Origin of the sequence: Peristeroidobacter soli, from assembly GCF_004138485.1 — a bacterium.
Lineage (GTDB): Bacteria > Pseudomonadota > Gammaproteobacteria > Steroidobacterales > Steroidobacteraceae > Steroidobacter > Steroidobacter soli.
Window position 1 is genome coordinate 31618 of record NZ_RYEV01000005.1, and the last position, 26549, is coordinate 58166.

The following is a 26549-nucleotide window of genomic DNA, read 5'->3' on the forward strand; positions in this document are numbered from 1 at the left end:
GGCTGTGTACCGAGAGAGGCTCGTTCATCACTGTGCTTCGTTACTTGAGCTGAATCACACTGCCGACGCCGTTCGCGCCACCGGTAGGCGAGATGCCATACAGCGCGCCGTCGGCACCCTTGAAGAGGGTGTCGTAGGGCTCGCCGCTGTATTCGGATGTCTCCGTGAATGAGTACAGCGTGGTGTACGTGCCTGTGGGCGTAATTCGAAAAAGTGTGCCTTGGCCGGGAGCCGAGGCCGTCTTCGTCATTCCGTAGAGGTTGCCGTCACTGCCCTCGATGAGCCCGGCCGACGGCTGCTGACCCGTTCCACGGTCGAACGAGTACAGTACCGAGAAGCCACCGTCGGGAGTCAATTTGTAGATGGTTCCCTGATCAGCGGCGCCGCCCTGCTGGGTTACTCCATAGAAATTGCCATCGCTGGCCTGCAGAAGCTGGCCGATCGGATAGATGCCATCGGCATCTTCGAATGTCCACAGCGTCGTCACCCTGCCGTCGAGCGCCATCCTGAAGATCGTCCCGTCCCCAGGACCCGTGGGTTGCTGGCTGATGACCCCGTAGAGCGCGCCATCTTTGCCCTCGATCAGCCCGCCGCCTGCAATCGCGCCTCGGTTGCCGGTGTAGTAGTCGAAGACGTGCAGGACCGTTTCGGTTCCGGATGGAGTGAGGCGGAAGATCGTGCCCATACCATTATCGCCGCCCAGAGAAGTCACTCCGTAGAAGTTGCCGTCGCTCGCCTGCAGCAGCTTGCCGTAGGGTTCACTGCCGTCACTGTAGTCGGCACCGAACGACGAGTTCACGGTGTTGTAGGACGAGATCACGGTCTTGTAGTAGCCACCGAACGACCAGATCACGGTTTTCGTGCCGGTTGGCGTGATCCTGAAAGCGGTGCCTCCCCACCAGTCGCCGCCACCGCTCGTCGTTCCGTAAAAGTTGCCGTCGCGGCCGAGAGTGAGACCGCCATCCGGATGTTCGCCGTCGGAGTCGCCGCTGAATGAATAGAGCACGGTCTGCGTGCCGTCGGGCGTGATCATGAATACGGTGCCCAGATCATTCTCGCCACCGTCCTCGCTGGCTCCGTAGAGATTGCCGTCCGGACCCTGGACCAGAGCTCCGGCCGGGTACGATGCGCCCGGCGGACCTCCGAAAGCATAGAGCTCCGAGCCGGTCGCCGGCTCACATGAGACTTTCGAGTTGCTTGCCGGCGTGTCGCCGCCCGTTCCTGAGCCGTTGTTCACCGTGCAGCGCGACCCTGTGGGGCTGCTGCGAACGACGATGTTGTAGGCAGTGCCGCTGGCGACAGCCGTCGGCATCGTGAAGGTCGTCGCGTTGGCGGGCACATTCAGTGTGTCGCTGCCGTTTGCGAGGACCAACCCGGTGGCGGTCAGGCCGTCGATCGAGCCGCCGACGGTCGCAGTGATCTGCGTGCAGGCGATCGTGACATCGGTGATGTTGCTCGCTGCCACCGTTCCTGAGCCCTGAGTGACCGCGCACTGATAGCCCGGGGGTTGTGTATCAAGAGAGATGCTGTACGAAGTGCCGGTGGGCACGCTCGCACTCAGGGTGAAAGGTCCGTTTGCAGAGATCGTCTGCGTACTCGCGCCGTTGTCGAGAATAGAAAGTTGCCCGCCGTCGGGCAGGCCGGCGACCGTGCCGCCGATGGAGAAATTCGGAGGAGGCGTGTCGTGGTTGCCGCCGTTGTCTCCAGTGTCGCCACTGCCATTGTCTGCGGAACCGCCGTCGTTGTTGTCGACGTTGCCGGTGCCGCCACTGCCATTGTCTGTGGAACCGCCGTCGTTGTTGTCGATGTTGCCGCTATTGTTTATGCGACCGCCATCGCCGCCGCACGCTGCGAGATTCGCGGTGATCAAAATGACGCCGAGCCAGCTGAGAGATACTTTCATTTGGTTGCTTCCTACCATGACGCAGATGAAATGATCCGCGGGCGGCCCGTCACCACAAATCCGCCGAACGGGTGGGACGGGGAGAGGCGCCGGGTGGGAACAATCAGCGGGAACTTCGTGGCGAGCTTCAGTTACAGAGCGTGCAACTCGCTAGCTCACATCGGAGACTCGACCATGCCCATCAATGCAGCATCTGCCGGTGCACCTAACGTGACCGGAGCTGCGCCGCTATCGGAGCCGGCCACACCGGAGAGCCAGGCGGGATCGCTGAAGATCGACGCGCTGTTAGACGCAGCTACCCGAGGCGGAGTCGATCCGAGCCAACTCGCAAGCCTGCTGGGTCAGGGCCAGATGACGAAATTGCAGTCGACGATCGATGCTCTGCCGCACGCCGAGCACGGCACGCTGCAAGCGCTGTTGGACGTACATCGAGTTCCAGCCGCCACGAACTGGCGCGAGGCGCTGGCGAACATCAAGAACCTCGACGAATCCGTTCAGGGCCAAGTGCTCGGCAGGCTCGCGATGCGGCTCGAGCATCTGCCCGATGCAATGGAAAAATCTCTGCTGATGGATGGCATCGTCGATGCCATGCACGACCTGCGCGGTCAGGCTGCTGTGGATGCAATGTGGGGATTTGCTCAGGGCATGGGCGCCGCGTGCCGGGCCGATCCGTCCTTCGAACAAATCATCGCTTCGCGGTCGTAATAACAACTTGCCGTTCAACCGGCTTGGCGCTGGTCGAACGGAACTAATCGTTGCCCGGTGTCACGTACGTTTCGTGTAAATCCGGTGGCTGCAACGAAAATGACTCGAATCGGTTTCAAACGTATTGGTGGAATAGCCGCTGCGTTGGCGCTGCTTGTTCTTACGGCTTGTAGAGGGGGAGAAGACACCCGGTCCATACCTCTCCAGCCTGAGCCACCCGCTTCCACTCTCGTGGCGCCTCCAGCCAGTCTCACCTACCAGAGTGCGACATATGCGCTCGGCTACGCCATTGCCGACAATGTGCCGGTCAGCTCGGGGGGCGCCATCAGCGTCTACACCGTATCTCCAGAATTGCCGGCGGGTCTGAACCTCGATCCGAGCACCGGCGTGATCAGTGGCACCCCTGCCGCTGTCTCGGCGCAGCACTTATACGCGGTCACCGGCAGCAACGACGCAGGATCGGCACAGGCCACCTTCAGTATCGAGGTAACGGAACAACCAACGGCGCCGACTGATCTGCGCTACGCGGACCCGGTTGCGTCGTACACCGTGAACACGGAGATCTCGCCGAACACTCCCACCAGTGCCGGTGGGGGCGTCACGTATTACAGCGTGATTCCTGCGCTACCGGCCGGGCTCGCCCTCGATCCGGTTAACGGAGTCATCAGCGGTGTGCCGACGGTCGTCGCAAGCCCGCTGAGCTACACCGTGACTGCAAGCAACAGCGCCGGTGCGACGCAGACGCAGCTGGAAATTGACGTCGGTCCGCAACTGAAGCCGCCAGTGAACTTGAGCTACACCAACCGTGCAGTCGTCTATGTGCGTGGGCAGCCGATCAAGGCGAACGAAGCAACTGTCGCCGGCGGTCCCGTCAGCAGTTTCAGCATATCGCCCGTATTGCCTGCCGGGCTTGTGCTGGATCCGGTAAGCGGCGCGATCAGCGGCACGCCGGTTGACACTGCAAGCACAGGGATCTTTACGGTGACCGCCAGCAACCGCGCCGGCGTTGCCCAAACAATCCTGATCATTGGCGTCGGCGAACGGTTGAGCCCGCCCACCAAGCTGGTCTACGCCAACCAGCCCGTTGTCTATGCTCGGAACCAGGCGATCACGCCCAATCTCCCCGACACCGCCGGCGGAATTGCGACGAACTACAGCATCTCGCCTTACTTACCGCTCGGACTTGTATTGAATCCCACAAGCGGCGTCATTAGCGGAACGCCCACGGTGATGTCCAAGCGGCAGACTTACGCCGTGACCGCCGGCAATGCCGCAGGCTCCGTGCAGATCAGTCTCGTCATGGAGGTCGCCGAGCAGCTACAGCCGCCGAGTAATTTAGCCTATGCGACGACGACCGCTGCGTACACCTCCAATCAGGTGATCGCTGCAAATATTCCCTTCTACACCGGCGGTGTGGCCACGGATTACAGTGTGTCGCCAGCACTACCAACTGGGCTCGCGCTGGACCCGACCAGCGGGGTGATCACGGGCACCCCGATGGTGACGGTGCCCATGGGTTCATATGTGGTGACCGCCAGCAACGGTGCGGGTTCGACTTCCGTCAGTCTGTCGATCGGGGTTGCCGAGGAGGCTCAGCCGCCCTCGGACCTCTCCTACGGCGATGTAACGACTACCTATGCCCAGTTTGGTCCGATCACACCGAACATTCCCAAAAACAACGGCGGGATGATCACGCTCTATGAAGTCTCGCCGGAGTTGCCGGAGGGCCTCATGCTTGACCCTGCAACAGGAATCATCAGCGGTCGACCTGCGGTTGAAGTCTCCCAGAGCACCTATACGGTGACGGGCAGCAATAGCGCCGGGTCGGCCAATGCGACGATCGAGTTTTCCGTAAAGGCTCCTTGGGCGCCAAAGTTCACCGTGGGGGCCGCTACCAGAGTTCCGATCAACGGAATCAAGAAATACGCGTACGGCATCAATGACTCCACGTTTCCATTTCTTCCCAACCGCGACGGCACGCAGTATCTCGCTTTCTGGGGCGACGCTTCGGTGATGCGATACTCAGGGACCGACCTCGATTCGATGCAACCTCCGCCGGGCAACGAGTCGGTCAACGTGACAGTCACTCCCGGCGTCAGCCGTGATTGGGACTCCGCTGGCAACTGGATGCTTACCGCCACGCGCACGCCTGACGGTGCGCTCGTCGCGTTCGTTCATGGTGAAGACCACCACTTCCTCGATGGCGGATCCGGTCAATGGAACTCGTCGGGCCTGTGGATTTCGTGGGACGACGGTTTCAATTGGACCAACTATGGCGAGGTCGTTGGCGAGCCCAAGCCGCCAAAAGCACAGCCGTTCGGGGGAATTGGGATTGGCGGGATCTGGGACCCGGTCAATCAGCGTTGGCTTGGGTATAACGGCGACAAGGCATTCATTTCAACGGACCCGCACGCGCTGCCCGGCACCTGGTATGGATATTACAACGAAGCGTTCAGCCAGCACGTCGATCCGACGCAGCCATTGCTTCCTCTGGATATCGCACCCGGCATGAAGGATGCGTACGCCAACAATGGCACGGGCGGGGGGATCACCTACAACTACTATCTTAGACAGTTCATCAGGACGTGGATGTGGTTCGGTAAGAAGAAGCAGATACTGGCTGCATTCAGTCCCGATGGATTGCACTGGAAAGCTCCGGTGACGCTCTTCACCGAGACGGACCCTTACACAGCGAGCTACGCATTCATCGTTGGCGACTCCAGCACTCGATCCGGCCAGGACTGCTACCTGGTATACATGCGTGAGCCGCCCGCGGGGTCCCTGCGTAAGGACATGATTCGACGTCCCATTCATTTTGAGTGAAGCGCCCGAGGCAGGCCAAAGGTTACGTGCCGGACGCAAAGGTGGCGAGTCGGCCGTGTCTCCGAGCCCGTCGTTACGGGCTCGGCAATTCAGGGTGGCAGCCATCGACGGATGAACATTCGGGTCAATTCCGCTCTTCGAAGGGGATCGATGCCGCTGCTCGACTCAGCTGCCAGGGCGGAGTCGATCCGGTACAAATCGAGAGAGGGATTTCGCGCTGTGCTGCGCGGCGCACGGCGACTTCGCTAGCGATGCTAGACGGATCGATGATCACAACGTGACAACAACCACACAAGGTGCATCCGTGCTTCGCACTGCTGCACAAGTGATACCCGGCACGCAGAGAGGTCGCCCATCATTCACAACCGTATACGCCGACACAACAAAGCGCGGGCGATGGCGGATGAGCGCATCAGTGGTTTTTCGCGTAGGCGAAAAGCCGAATAATCGTTCCGAACCAGGCTTGAACGATGATCGTCGGCGCCGCTACCGCCGAGCATCTGACGCGACATCGACTTCGTTCAGTCGCCACGCTGCGGAAAATCCGGCAGCGGTGAGCGTGCGCTCATCCTCCTCCATCGCTTGTGCTCCCAAATGGCGAGCAGCTCGAGCGAAGAGACTTGAGGTCTGATGCGCTCCCGTAATCACGAGAGGTGAGCTCTCCAGAACGTTGCGATACGCGCGCAGACCTTCGGCCAGGTCCGCGCCGATCAGCAGTCCCCACGCATAGCTGGTTGTTTGTTCCGGCATCAGCTCCTTCGATAGCCGCAGCGATCTCACGCTGAAGAGCAGCCTCGCCAAGCTGCCTCCCTGCGCGGCGCGATCGACTCCGGCAAGAAAGGAAGCTTCGCAGATGGAGTCGTTCGCCAGCTCGCCTCGCAGGAAACTGTGATTGCGCAGCAGCCCGAACAGCTCCACCGTCGCAGCTGTGTGAAACTGGACGATGCAATCGCCACTGACGTGCACCCACTTACCGTGCATGCCGGGAACGCACAGGACGATTGCTTCGCGCGGCCGTTCCGATCTTTGCATCCATCCGGCAATCAGGATCTCCTCGCCTCGCAAGCGTTCCGGATCGCCGAACACGGAACGGCCTGTCAGTCCCGGAACAATCCTGCATGCATGCTTTCCGATGTCGATGCTGACAGCTGCCGCGGCCAACTGGTCGTAACTCACCGGAGTTTCGAGCGCGGGCACCTCCGTCCACCCGACGTCCGATCCGATCATCCCGCACAACCAGATGGGGCCGTGAGCGGCGGGCCAGTTCGCGACGATGTCATTCAGGAGCTGTGCCAGCTCCATGCGTGAGGACGTCTGCAATGTCACATCGCGTGACTGACGCTCGAGAATGACGCCGCTGCCGCTGATCAGATACGCATGCAGCGCGCGCGTGCCCCAGGCGATGCCGATACGAACAGCGTGATTCATCGAAAGGTCTCGCCAGAAAGCCACCGGGTGAATATAATGTCGCTAAAGAAGCAACACGGCAACCAGGCCCTCTCAGAAGGGGAGGCGGCTCGCGTGGCTTCACGGTCGTCTGGCGCGCTCGATGGCGCGCTCGATGGCGCGATGAAATTGCTAACAGTGCATCTGACGAGCACTCGCATACGAGGAAAGGGTGTGAACAGACTCTCGGGCGCGTTTCCGGTCCTGCCGACCACGTTCGATGCGAACGGTGTAGTCGACGAAGCGGGCTTCTGCGCAGTCATCGAATTTGCCATCGCCGCGGGAGTCGACGGCTTGGTGTTTCCCGGTCTGGCCAGTGAGTACGACAATCTGTCGCTGGACGAGCGCTTGCGCCTGATTTCCCTATTGGGAGAAGCCGTGCGCGGACGCACGGCCATCATCGTCGGGAGCAGCGATCCCGACGAGGCCGTGACCAGAGAGTTGTTGCTTGCGGGCGCAAAGGCGAATGCGGCCGCAGTCATGGTCATGACGCCGAAGTCGCTCGGCCACGACGTTGATGCGCTCGCCGCTTACTACAATCGACTCGGCGAGAGCGGTGTGCCGCTCATGCTGCAAAATGCGCCGACTCCGATGGGTTCCGGTCTTGCGACGGAAGCTATCGTGAAGATCCTGGCAGCGGCTCCGGCCGTGTGTTACGTCAAAGAGGAAACCGTCCCGTCGGGGCAGAGAATCACGGCCCTGCTGGATGCCGGGCTCGGCACGCTGCGCGGTGTGTTTGGCGGGGCGGGCGGGCGTTACATCACAGATGAATTGTCGCGCGGGGCGGTTGGAACCATGCCGGCCAGCGAGCTCGCGGACGTTCATGTCGCACTGATGCGAGCGCATCGCGCCGGCGATCGGCAGGTGGTACGGCGCCTGTATGAGCGCATGCTCCCGATTCTGATGATGCAGGCTGTCTACCGCTGGCGGCTCACTAAGGAAGTCCTCAAACAGCGAGGTGTGATCGCTAGCGCCTACGTTCGCGCGCCAGGCCCCGAGTTGGATGAAGTCGACCGGCGCGAGCTGGCGGACATGCTCGTCATGCTCGATGATCTGCTGTTGGAAGGGTTTGCACCACAACCCGCCGCGGCTTCGCTGGCGAGAAGCAACGACTTGCGGGTACGCTTGGCGGACTACTCGTAGGACGCTCAATCCACCCATGCAAGCTGACTTCGGATCGCAGCCCAACCAAAGCCTGATCGATGGCATTGCCGTGTTGCAGGCATTGGCTATCTCATCCGAGCCCGTGGGGTGTCGCGAACTCGCGCGGCGCCTGAATCTGGAGCCGACGCGAGTCAATCGACTATTGAAAACGCTTGCTTGGCTGGGCTTTGCCACCCAGACCGTACGCCGAAAATACCAACCGGGTCCCGGCATGACAGTACTGGCAGCGCAGAGTCTGTTCGCGTCCTCGCTGATTCGCAAAGCACTGCCATCGCTCGGCAAGTTGCGACGCTTCGGTTATACCGTCGCCATGGGTGTTTTGTGGCGAGACAATGTGAGTTATATCTACCACGCGCCCCCTGGTATGAGCGATGCGGATGCCCTCGGGCGCATCGGCTTGTATCCTGCGACTTCCGGCGGTATCGGTATGGTGCTGCTCGCAGCGCTGGAAGAGCGTGTTGTGAAATCGATCTATCAGGGGCACGAGATCCCCAATTATCCGAACATGAAGGCGCTGCTCACGGACCTCGCGGACATACGAAAGAAGTCGTACGTTCGCCTGCGCGTGAAAACCGATGTTGAGCAACATACGGTCGCGATTGCGGTCGGCAACCCCGTGCACAGTGCAATCGGCGTGTCAGGTTGGATTCCCGTCGAGTCGACGCCTACCATCGTGGCGGCGCTGAGGGAAACGGCGCAGGAGATCGAGCAAGCGAGTCAAGTATCCGAGTCGGACAAGGATTTGCTGGCCCCGCTGCTGATTCGCCACGCGGTGTGAATATTTGACCGCCGGGGCTAACTGCGCGTCACACTCGCGCCCCCGTCGATGGGAATGCATGCACCGGTGATCCACGATGCCTGCGGAGTGCTCAAAAAAAGCACCAGCTGGGCCGCATCCTGTGGAGTCCCCAACCGTCCAAGCGGATGACGTGCGATGTTCCGCGCCAACGCGGCTTCGGGATCCTCCTGCGTTGCCAGCCCTCGCCGCAGCATCGCGGTGTCGATAGACGCCGGGCGAACTGCGTTCACGCGAATGCCGTCGGGGGCCAGTTCCAGGGACAAGGTACGCGTCAGATTATCGAGTGCTCCCTTCGATGCGGCGTAGGCGGAGAGCGAAGGGGTCGCAAACTGAGAGTTGATTGATGAGACAAGCACGATCGAGCCCTCGCCGCGCTCGCGCATCGCTGGCACGAACGCCTGAACGAGGCGGACGGCTCCGACGACGTTCACGTCATAGGCACGCAGAAAATCTATGGGCGAGGTTTGAAGTGTTCCTCCGCTTTCGCAGATTGCTGCCGCATGCACGATCACTGTCGGGCGCAGCTTTCGCTCTCTGACTAGATCCGTGGCTCGCCTTACTGAAGCATCCTCAGCAACGTTGCATATGATGCTCAAGTCTGCGGCGCTTGATTCCGAGACATCGAGCCCGATGACGACAGCACCTGCTCGCCGAAACTCATAGCAGATCGCCGCGCCGATTCCGCCGGCAGCGCCACTCACAAGGGTGGTGACATTATGCAGTAGCACTTGGGGTTGCTCCGATCATGTGGTAGCGGCCTGAGACGGTCCTGCCGGCGCAACGGCGGTAATGGTCGGGTCAAGCGATGACGCTCGGGTGGCGAAGAACGCGGCGACCAGCGCGGCCGGATAGGCAATGGCGACGACGATGAACATCGGGCGATAAGTGATCGTCTGCACCAAATGTCCGATCGCCTGGGTGGAAGCGACCGAAGCTATGCCACCGATCAGGGCGATCATGCCGAATGCTTTGCCGAGATGTTGGGCAGGAAACAGATCGACTTTCAGCGCCGTCAGATTGGTCAGCCATACCATATGACAGATCGCGACCAGCGCGCCGAGTGCGATGCTGGTGTTGACGCCAGGTTCCCAAGCGTTTAGCGCGCCTATAGGCGCGGCGACGGCCGCGATTGTCATGATGATGAGTCGTGCACGTGGCGGCGAGGCGCCGCGCCGAATGAGTTGCCCGGAAAGAATGCCACCCGTTAAAGCGCCGATGCCCGCGGCGGCATAAACGACCCACGTCTGCTCGCCCATCGCGGCAACGCTCATGCCGCGCTCGTCGGTGAGGTATTTCGGAAACCAGAACAGATAAAAGAACCAGACCGGACCGGTGAGTATTTCCGCAACGGTCAGCAGCCAGAGGGCGGGCGATGCGATCAGTCCGCGCCAGTCGGGCCATTCTTCTTTGAAGCTCGGTTTGTGGCCCTGCGGGGTTGCGGGGGCGGTGAGGAAAGGGGGTATGCGCTTGGGTCCGTAGATCAGGAACCACATTGCGACCCATGCGAAGCCGACCGCGCCCGTCAGCCAGAACGTTCCTCGCCATCCGACATTGTCCGCCAGTCCTGTGATCAGATACGGCGAGAGAGTCGCTCCGATCATGGCTGCGGCGGTACACAGGCCGATGCCGAGCGCCCAGTCTTTCGGGGTGAACCATTCACGGACGAGTTTCGGCGTCGCGACCCAGTTACCGACTTCACCCATTCCCAGGGCAAAGCGTGTCACGAGCATTTGATGCACATTCTGCGCGAATCCGCTCATCGCGCCGGCGAACGACCACCAGCCCACGAACAGCGCGAGACCTACGCGAGCGCCGAGTCGATCGACGATCCACGCAGCGACCAGGTTGAACAGGGTGTATGCAATCAGAAAGGCGGACACGAGATGGCCATAGCCAACGTCGTCGATGTTCAGGTCGCGCTGTATTGGCGCTGCGAGCAGGGACAGGGCCTGCCGATCGACATAGTTGAGAAATGCAGAGACGGCGAGCAACGCGACGATCATCCATCGAAAGGGTTGCTCTTTGGCCGATCGAATCATTTCCCCGCGCTCCTCTCGCCGCCGGCACCGGGCTGCAGCAGCTAGCGTTCAATGTCTGTATCGCTATAATAGCACCACACTAAGACGAGAATGGCTCGGGCGCAAGCGTTGCCGCTCAGGCGTCATTCTCGGGAGGATTGGGGGATGGGCGATATAGTCGCAAGCATCGAAACATTCATTGTTCGTCACGCGCCGCAGGCTCCTTACTTGTCCTCTGCGGCGGGCGGCCTCGACGTGAACGAACGGGGCTACTTCGTGCGGCCCCAGAACAGAACGATCTACCCGGTCCAGCACAAGTCGGTGATTGTAAAGGTCACGACGCGGGATGGCGTCATTGGCTGGGGCGAGACCTATGGCTTGTCCGCTCCCGCCGTGATCGCGGCCTTGAACACGGATGTCATCGGGCCGTTTCTGCGCGGCCGCGATCCGCTCGACGTGCAAGTCATCTGGGAAGATTTCTACGACATGATGCGGGTCCGCGGTTATCACGGAGGTTTTTACCTCGACGCGCTCGCGGCGCTGGACATCGCGCTTTGGGATATCTGCGGCAAGATCTTGCGGCAACCGCTTGGAAAACTGCTCGGCGGCATCCGCAGAACTCGTATTCCTGCCTACATCTCCGGGTTGCCACAGGCGACGCTCCCCGAGCGCATTGCGTTCGCCAAACAGTGCGTGGACCGCGGTTACAAGGCCTTCAAGCTGCACGCCGCGCAGAATCTTGAGCTCGAAAGGGACTTGGCTGGCCTGCGCGAAGCGCTCGGAACGGACGTTGAGCTGATGGTGGATCTCCACTGGCGCCATACGGCGGGCGAGGCGGCCGAGTTGCTGCATAGATTGTCGAAGTATCAATTGTCCTTCGCCGAAGCTCCGGTCAAGCCCGAGGACGTGGGCGGATTGGCGGAACTCGCCCGACGCGTGCCGATGCCGCTGGCGGTGGGAGAGGAGTGGCGCACGGTGTTTGATGCGCGATCTCGTATCGAGTCACGTGCCGCCTCCATCGTCCAGCCCGAGATGGGGCACACAGGGATCACGCAGTTCATGCGCATTGCGCGATTGGCCGAAGCATTCCATGCGCGCGTCATGCCGCACGCGACGATCGGCTTCGGCATCTTCATGGCCGCCAGTTTGCACGCCTCCTCGACGCTGCTGGATTTACCGATGCACGAGTATCAGCCCACGATATTCGACGTGAACCTGCACTTCCTGGAAACGGATATGGCGTGCAAGGACGGCGCCTATGTCGTTCCCAGTGGTCATGGCTTGGGCGTGGAGCCGCGCGAATCGCTTTGGACACATGTGGTGAGTGAGTAGCACGGCAACACGCCGATGCCCGGGAGCCTCGTGTGGTTGAGTGCTGGTCGGCTGCAGGCGGCGGTGGTGCCGGGTGTCGGCGGCTCGCTGGCGTGCGTGAATCTGTGGGACGGCTCGGAAACTCGACCGGTGTTTCGTGGCGCTCGCACAGACAAGATACGCGATCCCCGCGAAGCCGCGCTGTTTCCAATGGTGCCGTGGGCGGACCGCATCTTTGGCGGCGGCTTTAACTTCGGAGATCGACACTGGCGTTTATCGCCCAGGTCGCCAGGACCCCACGCACACGGGTATGGATGGATGTGCCCGTGGTCCGTTGTCGGGCGCTCGGCCGCTGAAGTTCAGCTCGCGCATGCGTGGCGCGGCGAAGGTGACGATTTCAGTTACGACTGCGTGCTCGCGTATCGTATCGAGTCCGACGGCATTGCTGTGGAGATATCGGTGCGTAACTCGGGCGCATCGGCATTGCCTTTCGGTTTGGGCTTGCATCCCTACGTGCCCCGTTTCGCGAGTACGCGCATTGCTCTGGCTGCGCACAGCTGGCTGCCGGCGAACGCAAATGGATTGCTGCAACGGGCATGTTCCATTGGAACCCTTGTGGACTCCAACCGAGTGCTGCGCGCTGACCCTGCAGTAGCCGTCAATGGTGTCGCCGCTGACTGGTCAGGAAACATTCAAGTCGATCAGCCCGCACTGGGGCTCGCGCTCGAGTTTCAAGCGACGGGTGTCCTTGCGCGTCACTTGCACATCTTTGCACCTGCCGGCGCCGACTACATCTGCCTCGAGCCTGTTTCGCATCTCGTCAACGAACATTCGCAACCTTCCGCGATGATCGATGTGCTGCCGCCCGGCGCCGAGTTGCGCGGCGGCTGGCGGTGCATCGTGCATGACAAAACCATGAGTCCGAAGCGTGATTGAGCTGACTCGGCCGTTGCTGGGCGTATGGCCCCTCGGCGCGGTTCTGGGCGAGTCTCCTTCCTGGCTGCCTGATTCAGGCGAATTGTTGTGGATCGATGCTTTGCGGCCGAGTTTGAACTGGCTCGATCCGAAGCGCGGCGACGCGCGAACGATCGTGCTCAGCAGTCCCATCAGCACAGCGGTTCCCTCGGCTGATGGAAGTGTGTTGATTGCGGGCGCAGCGGGCCTGCAACGCGTCGATAGTGACACCGACTCGATTAGCTGGATCGCGCCGCCAGCATCCGAGCGCTTCAACGACGGCAAGTGCGACCCGCACGGGCGATTCTGGATCGGAACCCGATCAGCAGAAGGTAGCCACGGCCGCGGCGTGCTGTATCGCCTCGATGGTTCCGTTCTCGTCGAGCAGGCGCGGGGCTTCGATGTGTGTAATGGAATCGCGTGGAGCCCGGACGGTGGCCGCCTGTATCTCGTGGACACGATTCCGAGAGTCATTCATGAATTTCGCTTTGACTGTGCGACCGGAACCCTTGGCGAATCGGTGTTACTAACCAGGTTCGAGATACACGAGGGGCGGCCTGACGGGATTGCGGTCGATGGCGACGGAAATCTGTGGTGTGCAATGTGGGATGGCGGCTGTGTCCAGATCGTCAGCCCGCATGGCGAACGCATCGGTCGTTTGCCCGTGCCAGTCCGCCGGCCGACCAGTTGCACCTTCGGTGGGAACGAGGGCGATACGTTATTCATCACCAGCGCCTCGGCAGGTCTGTCGCACAGCAGTGGCGCCGTTCTCGAAGGTTCCGTTCTGGCGTATCGCGCTGGCTGCCCAGGGCAGCCAGCGGGTCTCTGGCACGGCTGATTCCGCCGACCGGCGCGTACCTATAGCAACACCCATTCGCAGCGTGGGAATGGAATCCTGCGTCGGTCGAACGCGGCGTGGTCTGCCAAAGGCTGGAAAATTAATACTTGGAGCTAGGCAAGCGCCTTGACAATACAGAATTCATGTCGCTAGAGTCGCCTCACAATGTATCTACTATCGCAACAAATAGTAGGATCGAAGCAAGAGTAAATGGGCGGCATCGCGTCGTCAGTGAACTAACGCTTGGGGGAGATCGATGAACAGCGGAATCCTGATCCGTACTGCATGTCTGGCCGCGCTGGGCGTGGCCGCCGCACCTGTCAGCATTGCCCAGCAGGCAACTGACACCGGCGGCGCCGAGACAAAGTCCGAGCTCGAAGAAGTGGTAGTGACCGGCTTTCGTGCCAGTCTGGAGGCGGGCGCGGAAATCAAACGCGACAGCGTGCAGTTCGTCGACGCCATCGTCGCCGACGACATCGGCAAGTTGCCCGATAGCAATGTCGCTGAATCGTTGCAGCGTGTCTCGGGCGTGCAACTGTCGCGCGGTATCGGCGAAGGCTCCGATATCTCGATTCGCGGCCTGCGGCAGAATGTGATCCTTCTCAACGGTCGCACCATCGTGAATTCCTCCGGGCGCGGCGGTAACGGTCCGGATACGCTTGAAACGTCGACCTACGGAACGCTTGCGCAGATCCCTTCCGAGCTGATCTCTCGTCTGGAAGTAACCAAGCAGCCCGGAGCCGATGAAATCGAAGGCGGGCTCGGTGGCATCGTCAATATCATCACGCGTCGGCCCCTCGATCACGCGGGCTTTCAGATCGTCGGCTCTGCCGGTGCGACTTACAGCGAGCTGGCTGACAGCACGGGTTACGAGGCCTTCAGTCTCATCTCCGATACCTTCGCTAACGATACGTTCGGATTGCAGTTGAGCGCGCGCTATTCAGAAAACGACTTGCGCGAGGACGGTTTCAACAGCTTCACCGGCTATGTGCCGCTGCTGCCTGCATTCAATACCAACCCGGACGGCATCAACTTCGATCCGAACGGTGACGGTCAGCCGGGCTCGCGTATCGCCGATTTCCGATATCAGCAGATCGACGATACGCGCAAGCGTCTCGGTGTCGAGGCAGTGATGCAATGGCGGCCGACTGACTCGCTCGAACTGGCTTATGACGGTTTCTACTCAAAGCTCGATTCCGATCGCGAGCGCCATTGGTTCAGCATTCTGCTGGCGGATAGCGGGACGCAATATTCCAACGTCGTGCTCTCCGAGCACGAGACGTTGATCGCCGGCACGATCAACACGCCGCTGCAGACGAACTACGAGTTGGCCGAGTCGGGCAGCGAGACATTCTCAAACGCGTTCACTGCGCGCTGGCAAGGGGAGTCAACCACGGTATTCGGCGAGATATCCTACACGCGCGCCGAGGAAATTGCGGACCAGGGTTATGCGCGACTCGAGTCCCGGCAGCGCGCTCCGGTCGGTTTCGACCTGCGAGGCTCGGTTCCGTCGCTGAGCTTGCCTGGCAACGTGAGTGTCGTCGATCCCGCCAGCATGGCCGCCACCGTGCTGTTCGACAACATCTTCGAAGTCGAGACCACGGATCTCGCCGCTCGTATCGACATCGATCATTCGATCGATGTGGGCCCGCTCACGTCCTTTGAGTATGGCGCGCGCTATCAGGAGCTGAAGACCGATCGCGACACCGACATGTTTCAGCAGAGCGGATTGAACATTCCGCTGGCGGATGTGGCCGGCAACATCACGACGTTCTCCAGCCCGGATTTCCTCGATGGCAAGGCCTTCGGCGTGCCTGCGACGTACCTATCCTGGACCGGCCGGCGTCAGTGCGAGGAGTTCTTCCAATACTTCAGCGCGGCGTCGCAAGCGGCTTGCCTGCAGGCGCGCGATCCGAACCGAAGCTATAACGTTGACGAGGACATCACAGCCGCTTACGTGAAGAGTGCCTTCTCGTTCAATGCCGCGGCCCGTGAGTTCCAGGGCAATCTCGGTGTGCGCTACGTCTCGCGTGATGTGACATCTGCTGGCGCGGTCGTCATCGGTGCGCTCACTATCCCCGACGTACAGGATGTGAAGCAGGAGGAATGGCTGCCGTCCGCCGTAATCAAGACCGATCTGACGGACGACATCGTTGCCCGCTTCGGCGTAGCGCGCGTCGTTTCCTTCCCCAATACTGAAGACTTGAGCAATACGTTGTCCGTGTCGGGCGTCAATGCCGATGGTTCGGTCAGTGCGGATGTGCGGGCGACCGGCGGCAACCCGGCGCTCGATCCGTTCCTGGTGAATCAGGCCGACCTGTCGTTCGAGTGGTACTTCGCGGAAGGCTCGGTCGCATCGATGGGACTCTTCTACAAGGACGTGGAATCGTTCATCGTGACCCGTGTCCGCAGCGAGCTTGTCCCTGGCGTGGCCGTGCCCATTCCCACTTCACGTCGTATCAACGGCGAGGGCGGCGAGATCAGCGGCATCGAGCTGCTGTACCAGCAGAAGTTCGACTTCCTGCCAGCCCCATTCGACGGACTGGGGTTGCAGAGCACGTATTCGTATATCGACAGCCAAACGCCGTTCCGTGACGGTCGCACCGGCGAGACGCTGCCGATCCCAGGCCTGTCGCAAAACAACGTGAATCTTGTCGCCATCTATGAGAAGGGGCCATTCGGTTTGCGCCTCGCCTACAACTGGCGCGACGAGTACTTCGACAGCATCGGTGTCAATGGCGGCGGCGTCTATTTCGACTCGTATGATGATCTCGCGCTGACCGTGCGCTACGACATCAGCGATGCGATCAACCTGTCGTTCGAGGCAGCCAACCTGCTCGACACCGAACTCGTGCGCTACAACTCGGTTCCCGAGGCGCTCAACTCGACTCAACAATACGGCAGAATTTACTCCCTTACTGTACGCGCACGCTGGTAATCGGCGCCTCGCTGGTCAGTCCGTGCATGTGGAGTCAACGTGATCTCTTTCCGCCGGCGGCAACTCTGCCGCCGGCTTTCAGCATCATTACAAAGCGATCGACGGGGGAAGTGTCATGCTCAAGCGTCCACGCAACGTTCTAAAGATCATTGTCCCATTCGCAATCGCCGCTAACGCGTTCTGCAGCGTCGCGGTTTCGGCGCCACCTTCCGGCGCGGGCTACTCGCTCATCTATCAGGAGGAATTCAACGGCAGTGCGCTCGATTCAAGCCAGTGGTATCACCGGATCACGCTCGGTAAATACACCGAAGGCTACATGCGCGCGGGCAACGTCTCCGTCGAGGGAGGTCTGCTCCGATTGCGGTACGACTACGAAGATTTCAACAACGATGGCGTGCTCGATTTCACTGGCGGCGGAATCCTTTCGCGCAACCTGTTCGGCTACGGTTACTACGAAACGCGGGCGAAACTGTTCGACGCGGTGAGCGGCCTGCATACGTCGTTCTGGAGCATGGGCGTGCGCCCGAACATGCCCGGCGCCACCGGCGATCCCGACATCCAGGCCGACATCGATGCAAAGCGCATTCCGCTGCACAATCAGTTCCATGAGGTGGACGGTTTCGAGCACAACTCCGCTGCAAAACTGGGCATGGGCACGATCAAACAAGCGCAGCAGACGACGCAATCCCGATTTGCCTACAGGACGGAGGCGGAGCTTGGTGCGCTCATGGGCGAAGCCATCAATTTCGCGGATTGGAATACGTATGGCTATGAAATCTCGCCCGATTACCACCGCTTCTATATCAATGGTCATCTCTTGTTCGAAATTCCAAGCTCGCAGTATCCCTTCCAGTACGGGCCGATGAACTTCTGGCTCACTTCGTTGCCGTATACGCCGAACTCGAATTCGTCGGTCCTGCCGGGTTACAGCGAGTTTGACTATTTCAAGTTCTACGCCCGCCACGACACTGCCGCCAACCGGCTGGGCAACGCCGGCTTCGATGCACGTCCGCTCAACAATCCCGACCTGCAAATCGTCACCGGTTGGATCGAGAACTACGACGACCAAGCGAGCATGCTGGTGTGGGATGAGTACGTCGACGCCACACGCTCACTGAAGCATGAAAAGGCGACGTCGTACCTGGTCACGACCAAGCAGAACCTGCAGTTCATTCCGAACGGCAATTATCGCCTAACGGCCTACGTAAAGAGCTCCGGAGGTCAGCAGCAGTGTGCCATGCGCGTGCTCAACTATGGCGGCGCAGAGCGCGTTTATAACATTCCCGCGACGGCCAGTTGGACGCAGATCACGATCGACAATGTTCAGGTGACCAACCAGAGTGCGACGATTGCCTTTACGTCGAACGCCAGTGGTGGCCAATGGCTGCGTGTCGACAAGGTTGCGTTCCAGGAGATGTGACGATGCTACAGGCCGGCGTCCATCTTCACGGATGCCGGCCGCCCTATGCGGCGGACGCGCGGAGTGATCCGGTGCGTGGCGAATTCACGGATAGATACCGCGGCCATCCGAGCCATGCGCGGTCGACTGGCATGGCTAGCATTTCCGGCTCACGCCCGCGCTTGCTAGTCGCGAACCACCCCATGCTTCTCCGATGCTGCTGGTTACGGCCCTCATCGCGTCCCTGGTGGTGGTGCACGAGTGAGGCGTGATCGCTGCGCGGCGGTCACGTGAGTCTTGGTAGAGTTTGCTTATCAGTGCGCCGGAAGGCCGGCAAAGAGTAGGTGGTGTCTACGCCAGGTCGAGCTCTTCAGCTGCGTACAAGTCTGTTCCACCAGCGTCTCATCGCTCCAGCGCGTTTTCGGCTCCCGGCGCACGCGCGATACCGCATTCTTGGGTCGGCGCTGCGCGTAGCTGCTCGAGTGCGCGACACCACCAATCTCGCACACCGCACTCAGGCCGCAGCGCCCATGCGCGAAATCGGAATCGCGGCTCTCACAGCTTCGACTTCCCATCCGCTAAAGGGCCCGCTTTCCTCGCGTACACCTCGATCACTTCACGGGCGATTTCAATCAGCAGCGTCGTCGCACCTGGCGCCCTCTGTAGCTGCCCGTTCGAGCTCGGTTGCATAGCCCCGCACCTCACCAGGGTTGACCTTTTTCCAAAGCGATCTCGATGTATGCCGCTGCAGATCCCGAAGATCCTTGCAAGGCGTGCCCCATGTCAACGCTGCTGCGCTCGTATCGTTGCGCCCTGGACCCGCTCGGAACTCCGTGGTTGCCCCGCGTTACACAGCGGCAGTAGCACACGGGAACGCTATCTATGAAACAGGTTGTCTCCTGGCTCGGCGCCACTCTCATCATGGTCCTCGTGGCCGCCGCATTCGCCAGATTCGCAACCGCTCGATGGCGGGCACGTGCTGAGCAACGGTAGCGACACATCGGCCGTCGCCGCTGGCACATCGAACTTCACGTTGCCCGCGCTGGGCATGAAGACGCCCGCTGAGGCTTTCAAATTAGCCGCATGACCTGAGCAGGAATCGCGGGGTCACTAGAAATCATTGGAGAGGATCGCGCGATGACTAACCAAGTCGCAGTAGGAATGCAGGCCGGCCGTGGGCCTTTACGAGCAATCAATCTTGCTTTGGTGCTCTGGATACCAGCAGGCGTCCTGGCTCAAACTTCCGATGCGCCCGCCGAGCCAGGCGCTCCCGAGATCGAAGAGATCGTGGTCACCGGCTCGCTCCTCCAACGCAACGGGTTCGATGCGCCGACGCCGGTGACAGTTCTCGGAGCCGACGATCTGGCGCGAGTCGCTGCACCGAACATCGCCGACGCGATCAACCAGATGCCCGCCCTGCGACCTTCGCTTACGCCAGCTAGCACGACCAACGCGGCGGGCTTGGCCGGACAGAGCTTTCTGGACCTGCGCGGACTGGGATACCAGCGAACCCAGGTGCTGGTGGATGGCCGGCGCTACGTCCCAACGGTCGCGGCCGGAGGTGTAAGCATCTCCTCGATCCCGCAGGCGCTGATCCGGTCCGTGGACATCGTTACTGGTGGCGCTTCGGCCACGTATGGTTCCGACGCCGTAGCCGGTGTCGTAAACCTGCGAATCGATGACAAGTTCGAAGGCCTGCGCGGCACGCTTCAGGGCGGCCTGACCAACCACGACGACTACGGTAACTACCTCGTCTCGCCTGCCTATGGTCGTTCCTTCAGCGGCGGCCGCGGCCATGTCGTGATGGGTGTCGAATTCTCCGAGAACGTCGGCATCGATCGGGTCGGCGACCGCGACTGGGGCGCGCGCAACTATCAACTCATCAACAATCCGGCCTACACGGCTACCAACGCCGAGCCGCGCCTGATCCTGACTGACAATGTCATCTACTCCAATGTGAGCTACGGCGGCGTCATCAACTCGCCTGGACCGCTTCATGGCTACCAGTTCGCCGCCGACGGCACGCCCGTTCCGTTCCAGTACGGTGATTTGGTCTCTGCGTCCACGATGCGCGGCGGCGACGGAGCGCTGACCACCGCGGATGGCATTCTCGTCGCTCCCGTCGAGCGGCATAGCGCCTTCGGACGCGTCACCTATGACCTGACGGACCATGTCGCCATGTTCGCCGAGGCCGCGTACAACCAAACGAAGTCGGATTTCCTCGGTCTGGCGTCGGTCGACCAGATCACGATTCACGCGGACAACGCTTACTTGCCGGCATCGGTGCGCGACATGATGGGCAATACCATCCCAAGCTTCGTCATGGGCAAGAGCATCAACGACAACTCGCGGATCCAGAATCACTCCGACGTTCAGACCTACCAGGTCACCTCGGGCTTGAACGGCGAGTTCGGCGAGGGTTGGAGCTGGGATGTGTTTTACAGCTACGGGCGGACCGACAACCGACTGGATTTCTCCAATGCCCGGATCAGCTCCCGCTTCCTGCTGGCGGCAGATGCCGTTGTCGATCCCGCGACCAACGCAATCGTCTGTCGCTCCACGCTCACGGACCCTGCCAACGGCTGCGTGCCCGTCAATCTCTTTGGCATCGGCCGGGCATCGCCGGAAGCGCTGGCCTGGGTCAACGGATCCGGCTTCAATCGTACGGAGCTCACTCGGCACGAGACCGCCGGGACGCTCCGTGGCATGCCGTTCTCGCTGCCTGCCGGCTCCGTCTCTGTCGCGGTCGGCGCTGAGTACCGCCGGCAGGCAGTCGACGTGACCTCTGATCCGCTCGCGGCAACGGCCCGTTTCCGCGGCAACTCACTCGTACCCTATTCTGGAGAGGTCGAGGTGAAGGAGGCCTTCGGCGAAGCGCTCGTGCCGCTGCTGTCGAACGCGCGCTGGGCGAAAAAGCTCAGCGTGAACGTCGCCGCTCGCGTGACGGACTACAGCACCTCCGGCACGGTCACCACGTGGAAAGGTGGAGCGGACGATGCCATCAATGACACTGTGCGCCTGCGAGTGACCCGTTCGCGCGATATCCGCGCGCCGAGCCTGAGCGAACTGTTCGCGGCGGGATCAATCTCCAATCTGATCATCAACAATGATCCGGCGACCAACCAGACCTATCTGGTAGCGACGGCCAGCACCGGCAATCCCGATCTAGAGCCGGAAGAAGCTGACACCCTCACGGCCGGCCTGGTGCTGACGCCTCAGTTTGCGCCGGGGTTCGTTTTTTCCGTTGACTACTACGACATCGATCTGGAGAACGCGATCATCAGCCTGACGCCCCAGGCCATCCTCGATCAGTGTGCGCGCAACAATCAGCAGGCCTGCTCGCTCATCACGCGCGGCGCCGGCGGCTTGGTTACCACCATCGCCAACGTGCCGGTCAACCTGCAGTCGGTACGAGAGCGAGGTGTCGACTTCGATCTCAGCTACGGTCTTCCGGTGGGCCCTGGAGATCTCTCGCTGCGGGCGCTCGTGAATTACGTCGACACGCTCACCCTGCAAAACGGCCCGACCGTCACGGTGCTCGATGGCTCCGTCGATCAGCCCGCCATAGCCGCCGTCGGCGGAACACCGCACGTGCGCTTCAATGTGGCGGCGGACTACAAGACAGACGCTTATCGCGTGAGCCTCACGGCTCGATATGTGGGCGGTGGCGAGATCAATACGGCCTATACGGCGAAGGACATCAACATCCGGAGCATCAGCGGACGGCTGTACTTCGATTTTTCGGGCGAGCTGCCGCTGGGTCGCTCCATGGACGACAAATCTTCGCTGTTCGTGGGCGTACAGAACTTGCTCGACAAGGATCCACCGATCACGGGCGTTGGCGGCTACGGCACCACTCGCTCGCTGTACGACGTCATCGGCCGGGTCTACTCGGCTGGCCTCCGCTTCAACTTCTAAGGGACGGAAATGAGGTTCGCGCTCGATGCATTGATTGACCAGGCGTTCGTCCCCGCTGCCGCTGCGGTGGATGGGGGCCATTCCTGGAGCTACGCTGGGCATCGTTGACTCAATCAGTCACCGCGAAGGGCGTGTGGCCGGCCTCGCGGCCACTTCGGACTTGGGAAGGTTGAAAGCGGAGACGAGGTCGCTCGTGAACTGCGAGCACATTGGTGCTGCCGTTGCGCGTTTTGATTGGCGTATCGCTCTGGTAGTGGTGTGGCCGGATATGCCCCTATCAATCGGGTTGGTCGAGTGGAGCGCCGGGAGAGACTTGTGGGATGCTCAAGTTCTATCATCGAGAGGCGGTCTGACGACGAAGTTTTCAGACACAACGGTACCGACGGCGGATCGAACACTAGCTGCTTGTGGTGGCCTGCACGATCCTGGGCAATCCAGGGAGGAAACAAGAAACACGGCGATGGCAACTTCACGCGGCGAGTCGCTCGGCACACCGCATGATTTCGTCTATCGCTGAAAAAGGTCGCGGTCGCGCGCGAAGGGCATACCCCGTCTCCGCTGCACGCCGAACCTTCACAAGGAGAACTTGGTCCAGGTCCAGGCCCTGTCCAGGATCTCCCATGGGGCGCGCGAATCAATTTGATGTCGTGAGGCGCGGCGTCGCAGATTCACGCGGCATGGACTGTGAGCATCGTGAGATAACTGTGCTCGGTGCTGTTCGACGCGACCAACAGCAGCCAGTCTCGGCAACCAATGTTACCAGCGACCCAGACTGTCATCTTGGTCCAGCCCCCATATGCGATTACCGGCTGCCGACCCAGCCCGGTGGCAATACCCGCGGATCATCGATGTATTGGGGGGAATCATGCCGGGCCCGGCCGATCCCAGCGGATGCTTTCTGAATCACCGCTCGAAATATACATCGAACGTGACGGAGGGATGACGGTGGTGGCTTCGTGGCATCGTGCAGCCCGGAGGTATCGATGAATAAATCTTGGTGGTTTGACAGGGTCTATTCCTGCCGCACGTGTATCCGATTGCCCTCTCGGGTGACGATGACTGCCTCCTGGACCGAAAGTACCTTCACGAACGACTCTGGGTTGTCAGCTCTAATTCGAAAATAACCTACAATCCTGCGTTGTGCCAATTGCGGATCGTCGATCTGGATTTGAAGCGTGTTGCGGCGATTGAATTGATCAACAAACTCGCCGATGGTTTCGCCGTGAGACGCCCACCAACCGCGATGCCAGCCGAGGTCTTGAGGCGGGTCGATGTGCTCGATCTCGATCGGTTCTCTCCCCGACACACTCATCCGTTGTCCGGCGGATAGGAAGACGTCGGTGACGGGTTGTCTCCCTCCGCCGAAGAGTCGCTCCTCAAGTGTCGACCCAATTTTCGAGACCTTGACTATTCCTTCCTCAACGCTGATGACCGAGGCCTCAGCGGAGACATGTACCGAGAACTCGGTGCCCACGGCCTCGGCTCGCATGTTGTAGGTCTCGACAATGAAGGGGCGCTGCGTATCCTTGGCAACTTTGAAGGTGGCTTCGCCCTCGATCAGGCGCACATGGCGTTCCGCCGAGGTGACGGAATCCTTGAATAGGGTTCGAGGCATGGCTTGGATGATGCTCCCGTCGGCCAGCGTCAGTTGGTGCGACTCGCCCGTCTCGGCGCTAAGAGGGCGGTTCTCTCCAAGATTCGAAGAAGAGCTGAGCCACACGGCGCAAAGGCACACGAGCAGCTTACTTCCTCTTTGCATCCTTTTGAGGGCGGACTTCACGAGCTTCGCCGCCCGATTGCGGTTAATGCCCATCGCACGGCCGACCTCGGCGTAGGTCAGGCCATCTGACGCTCGAAGGCTGATGGCCTGATGCACCTCGGGTGGCTCCTGCGCGAGAGATTGGAGTTGTTGCTGAGCGTCCAGGGCGTCGGATCCAGCGTGCTCTGGTGTGGATTGAGGTTGTTCGTGCGCGAACTGTCCTTCGCTAGTTTCGCGGATACGTCGTTTTCGCAGATGGTCGGCGACCGCATTCCTTATGACCGTTCGGACGAAGGCGGGAGGTTGCCGGATCGGTTGGTGTTTCCTCTCCGCCTTCAGTAGCGCGATTGAGACGTTTTGAAGCACGTCCTTTGCGTCATCTCTTGATCCGAGTTCTCGGGTCAGGCGTTTTTCGTAGTCGGGTCGGCACTGGCTGAAGAACTCTAGAATGGACTGCGGTGGGCGTGTGTCGGTCGAGTCAGAGGGCGGCTCATTGGGCGCAGGATATTTGGGCACCAGAACGTCTCATCGTTGTCGTTTTTACTGTAGACGGCTGAGAAGAGCGCCGTGCACGGGCGAGATGAAAAAAGATGGCTGATCCGCAGACGGTCTGTGTGCGCCGCGAGCGCGTGGTTAGCGATACCTTAGAAACAGGTGGATGTTTATCCGCCGTCTCGGGAAGCTCGGCCGACGCTGTGGCGACGGGCGAGTTTAAGTCGATCGGTGCGGGAGGTGGCTCGTTCGTTTCAAAGTGCTACGGCGGGTCGTCATGCCTGTGATGAGCATAGGGCCGAGCCCGATGAGCGAAAAGCACGCGATCAGTACCCGGGTGCGATCCTTAAGATGCGGTTTGGCGAGCTCGCGCGCCGTCACGGTGAGGACGCGCCGAAAGGCGAAGGTCAATGGGGCCTTGCTGCTCGCGGCCTGGGGTGTGAGTCGCGGCATCGACGATGCGCTCATCGGATTCGTCCACGAAAAAGGTGGAGAGCAGCTCAAGGTGCTCCACGGTCTTCGCCGATCAGAGTCATGGGATCAATGAGCATGGGCAGCTCCAGTCGGGGCAATATTGAGCCCGCCGCGTCGGGCAGCCTTGCGCTTCGCCCGGGAAAGGGGCTATAGTTACGTCATCTTCGTTTTTCGGAGATGAGTTGTGTTTTTCAATTATCTTCGTTTTTCGGAGATTGGCTTTCTCGCTTCCGCGAGGTCGTTTAATTTACCGATCACGTCCTCACCGGTCTGCGTCAACTGCAGGTCGACTGCGCGGGCATTCTCATGATTGTCCGTGCGAACGATCAGCTTCGCGGCAATCAGTGCCGCGATTGCTCGCTCCAACTGTCCCTCGTTGAGTCTGAGATCCAGAAGGGCTTTGCTGTAAGGGATGCGTCCGTCCGGCTGCCCAGCAATGCGAAACAACAGTTTCGCACTGTGGCGCGGCCAGCCCGTCTCATCCACCGCCTGCAGAAACCTCGACAGGTAGAGGCGCATATCGGTGTCGTCTGTGACACGCTCGCGCATCTTCCCGGGAGTTTACTGACTCAGACGGGGAGAGTCTATTTCGGTGCCGCTGCGGCGACTCTGGGATGGGGTCAATCCATGACCCGCCCCAGCCGAGAAGACAGGCTCGTCCTCAGCATTGGCATCAACACGCTACTCGCGTGCATTCGCCAAACAGACACGTGGTGGCGAGCTCAGGGGGACGGGCATCGCTCAGGCGCACCCGGTTGCGTGGTCGCTGCTCCGGAAGAGGTCAGAGTTCGTGACTGATCGAGAAACATACGAGTCACCTCCCGCCACTCGCTCTCTGGAAGAACTCATCGAAGCAGAGCGCGCGAACCTCATGCAGGTTCAAGCGATGGTCAGGTGCCTGCAAGACGTCTTGCTGTACTCCGATGACGACGATGGGGTGATGCATGCCGACGTGGCCAAAGTTATCGCGAACTTGATAGAAGAAGCGGTCGATTCGCTCGCAAAGATCATGAGGCGCTTCAAAGCCGGTGAATTCGGCCCACCACCAGGCGTGGCATTAGGTGGTGCCCGCCCGGCCCGCTCAGCAGAGCGGCGAAGCAGGGGATGCACGTGAGCGATACGGTAAGCCCTCCACTCAATTCGCCGAAGGTCAACAAGGAGAGCCGGTCCTATTTCTCCGCGATTGGAAGGCGCGTCAGGCGGTTGCGAGAGTCACATGGTATGACCCAACTGGAGGTGGCTCGCTCGGTCGGTGTCAGTCCACAGGCGTTGGTTGCATACGAACATGGGGATAGGCGAATCTCAGCTCTCCTTCTCGAAAAGATCGCGAAGCTGTTCAAGCTGACGATGGATCAGCTTCTCGGCGTCACGCCCGAGCCAAGCAGGAAGGGACGACTCTCGCCAAAGGCGATGCGGCACGCGCAGCGGCTCCAGGCGCTTTCAAAAACCCAGCAGCGCTTTGTGATCAAGATCATCGATGTTCTGGAGTCGCAGAACAAAGCTGAAAATCCGCGTGGCGTGCTCAGTTGGAGACTTATCCGTGAATAAACGATGTCCCGATCGAATCGGTGAATCTCGCGAGCACCGCGAGGAGCTGACGAATCGAGC

General features: G+C 60.7%; 18 protein-coding genes. 12 read left to right on the forward strand and 6 right to left on the reverse strand.

What is annotated here, in order from left to right:
- Positions 1-40: 40 nt before the first annotated feature.
- The gene (locus EKO19_RS21675) at positions 41-1903 is read right to left on the reverse strand and encodes a choice-of-anchor tandem repeat GloVer-containing protein (protein WP_129778590.1); all 1863 of its coding nucleotides are present in this window, start codon (positions 1901-1903) and stop codon (positions 41-43) included.
- A gap of 30 nt (positions 1904-1933) precedes the next feature.
- Here EKO19_RS21675 and EKO19_RS21680 point away from each other — a divergent pair, with 30 nt between their 5' ends.
- A complete protein-coding gene (locus EKO19_RS21680) occupies positions 1934-2608 on the forward strand; it encodes a hypothetical protein (protein ID WP_129778591.1) in 675 nt (224 codons plus the stop codon).
- Positions 2609-2839: 231 nt separating this feature from the next.
- On the forward strand, positions 2840-5431 hold the full coding sequence (locus EKO19_RS21685; RefSeq protein WP_175597151.1) for an Ig domain-containing protein: 2592 nt from the start codon (positions 2840-2842) through the stop codon (positions 5429-5431).
- Between the two features lie 486 nt (positions 5432-5917).
- Here EKO19_RS21685 and EKO19_RS21690 read toward each other — a convergent pair whose 3' ends face one another.
- Positions 5918-6859, reverse strand: coding sequence for a 2-dehydro-3-deoxygalactonokinase (locus tag EKO19_RS21690; RefSeq protein WP_129778593.1), 942 nt, complete (start codon positions 6857-6859; stop codon positions 5918-5920).
- 192 nt (positions 6860-7051) lie between these two features.
- On the opposite strand from EKO19_RS21690, the gene EKO19_RS21695 reads away from it, so the two are divergent.
- Positions 7052-8020, forward strand: a complete 969-nt coding sequence (locus EKO19_RS21695) for a dihydrodipicolinate synthase family protein (RefSeq protein ID WP_217705516.1) — start codon at positions 7052-7054, stop codon at positions 8018-8020.
- Positions 8021-8036: 16 nt separating this feature from the next.
- Entirely contained in the window at positions 8037-8819 is a 783-nt protein-coding gene (locus EKO19_RS21700) for an IclR family transcriptional regulator (protein ID WP_129778594.1), read from the forward strand.
- A 17-nt stretch (positions 8820-8836) separates the two neighbouring features.
- Here EKO19_RS21700 and EKO19_RS21705 read toward each other — a convergent pair whose 3' ends face one another.
- Positions 8837-9568: an SDR family NAD(P)-dependent oxidoreductase gene (locus EKO19_RS21705; protein WP_129778595.1), complete on the reverse strand. Its 732-nt coding sequence runs from the start codon at positions 9566-9568 to the stop codon at positions 8837-8839.
- A 15-nt stretch (positions 9569-9583) separates the two neighbouring features.
- On the reverse strand, positions 9584-10843 hold the full coding sequence (locus EKO19_RS21710) for an MFS transporter (protein WP_157995381.1): 1260 nt from the start codon (positions 10841-10843) through the stop codon (positions 9584-9586).
- 180 nt (positions 10844-11023) lie between these two features.
- Here EKO19_RS21710 and EKO19_RS21715 point away from each other — a divergent pair, with 180 nt between their 5' ends.
- From EKO19_RS21715 to EKO19_RS21740, 6 genes are all read left to right on the forward strand, one after another.
- On the forward strand, positions 11024-12190 hold the full coding sequence (locus EKO19_RS21715) for a mandelate racemase/muconate lactonizing enzyme family protein (protein ID WP_129778597.1): 1167 nt from the start codon (positions 11024-11026) through the stop codon (positions 12188-12190).
- A 15-nt stretch (positions 12191-12205) separates the two neighbouring features.
- On the forward strand, positions 12206-13105 hold the full coding sequence (locus tag EKO19_RS21720) for an aldose epimerase family protein (RefSeq protein ID WP_129778598.1): 900 nt from the start codon (positions 12206-12208) through the stop codon (positions 13103-13105).
- Positions 13098-13961 (forward strand): SMP-30/gluconolactonase/LRE family protein, encoded by an 864-nt coding sequence (locus EKO19_RS21725; RefSeq protein ID WP_129778599.1) that lies wholly within the window; start codon positions 13098-13100, stop codon positions 13959-13961. Before EKO19_RS21720 ends, EKO19_RS21725 begins: the two co-directional genes overlap by 8 nt.
- Positions 13962-14217: 256 nt before the next feature.
- Positions 14218-16899, forward strand: coding sequence for a TonB-dependent receptor (locus EKO19_RS21730; RefSeq protein ID WP_129778600.1), 2682 nt, complete (start codon positions 14218-14220; stop codon positions 16897-16899).
- Between the two features lie 115 nt (positions 16900-17014).
- A complete protein-coding gene (locus EKO19_RS21735; protein ID WP_129778601.1) occupies positions 17015-18319 on the forward strand; it encodes a glycoside hydrolase family 16 protein in 1305 nt (434 codons plus the stop codon).
- 1116 nt (positions 18320-19435) lie between these two features.
- Positions 19436-22216, forward strand: coding sequence for a TonB-dependent receptor domain-containing protein (locus tag EKO19_RS21740; protein ID WP_129778602.1), 2781 nt, complete (start codon positions 19436-19438; stop codon positions 22214-22216).
- A 1012-nt stretch (positions 22217-23228) separates the two neighbouring features.
- On the opposite strand, the gene EKO19_RS21745 is transcribed toward EKO19_RS21740, so the two are convergent.
- Both EKO19_RS21745 and EKO19_RS21750 read right to left on the reverse strand, forming a co-directional pair.
- Positions 23229-24491 (reverse strand): sigma-70 family RNA polymerase sigma factor, encoded by a 1263-nt coding sequence (locus EKO19_RS21745; RefSeq protein WP_129778603.1) that lies wholly within the window; start codon positions 24489-24491, stop codon positions 23229-23231.
- Positions 24492-25136: 645 nt separating this feature from the next.
- Complete coding sequence (locus EKO19_RS21750; RefSeq protein ID WP_129778604.1) at positions 25137-25460, reverse strand: hypothetical protein; 324 nt, start codon at positions 25458-25460, stop codon at positions 25137-25139.
- A gap of 271 nt (positions 25461-25731) precedes the next feature.
- Between EKO19_RS21750 and EKO19_RS21755 the strand changes: the two genes are divergently transcribed.
- Both EKO19_RS21755 and EKO19_RS21760 read left to right on the forward strand, forming a co-directional pair.
- Positions 25732-26055, forward strand: coding sequence for a hypothetical protein (locus tag EKO19_RS21755; protein ID WP_129778605.1), 324 nt, complete (start codon positions 25732-25734; stop codon positions 26053-26055).
- Complete coding sequence (locus EKO19_RS21760; protein WP_129778606.1) at positions 26046-26489, forward strand: helix-turn-helix domain-containing protein; 444 nt, start codon at positions 26046-26048, stop codon at positions 26487-26489. Before EKO19_RS21755 ends, EKO19_RS21760 begins: the two co-directional genes overlap by 10 nt.
- The last annotated feature ends 60 nt before the right edge of the window (positions 26490-26549 follow it).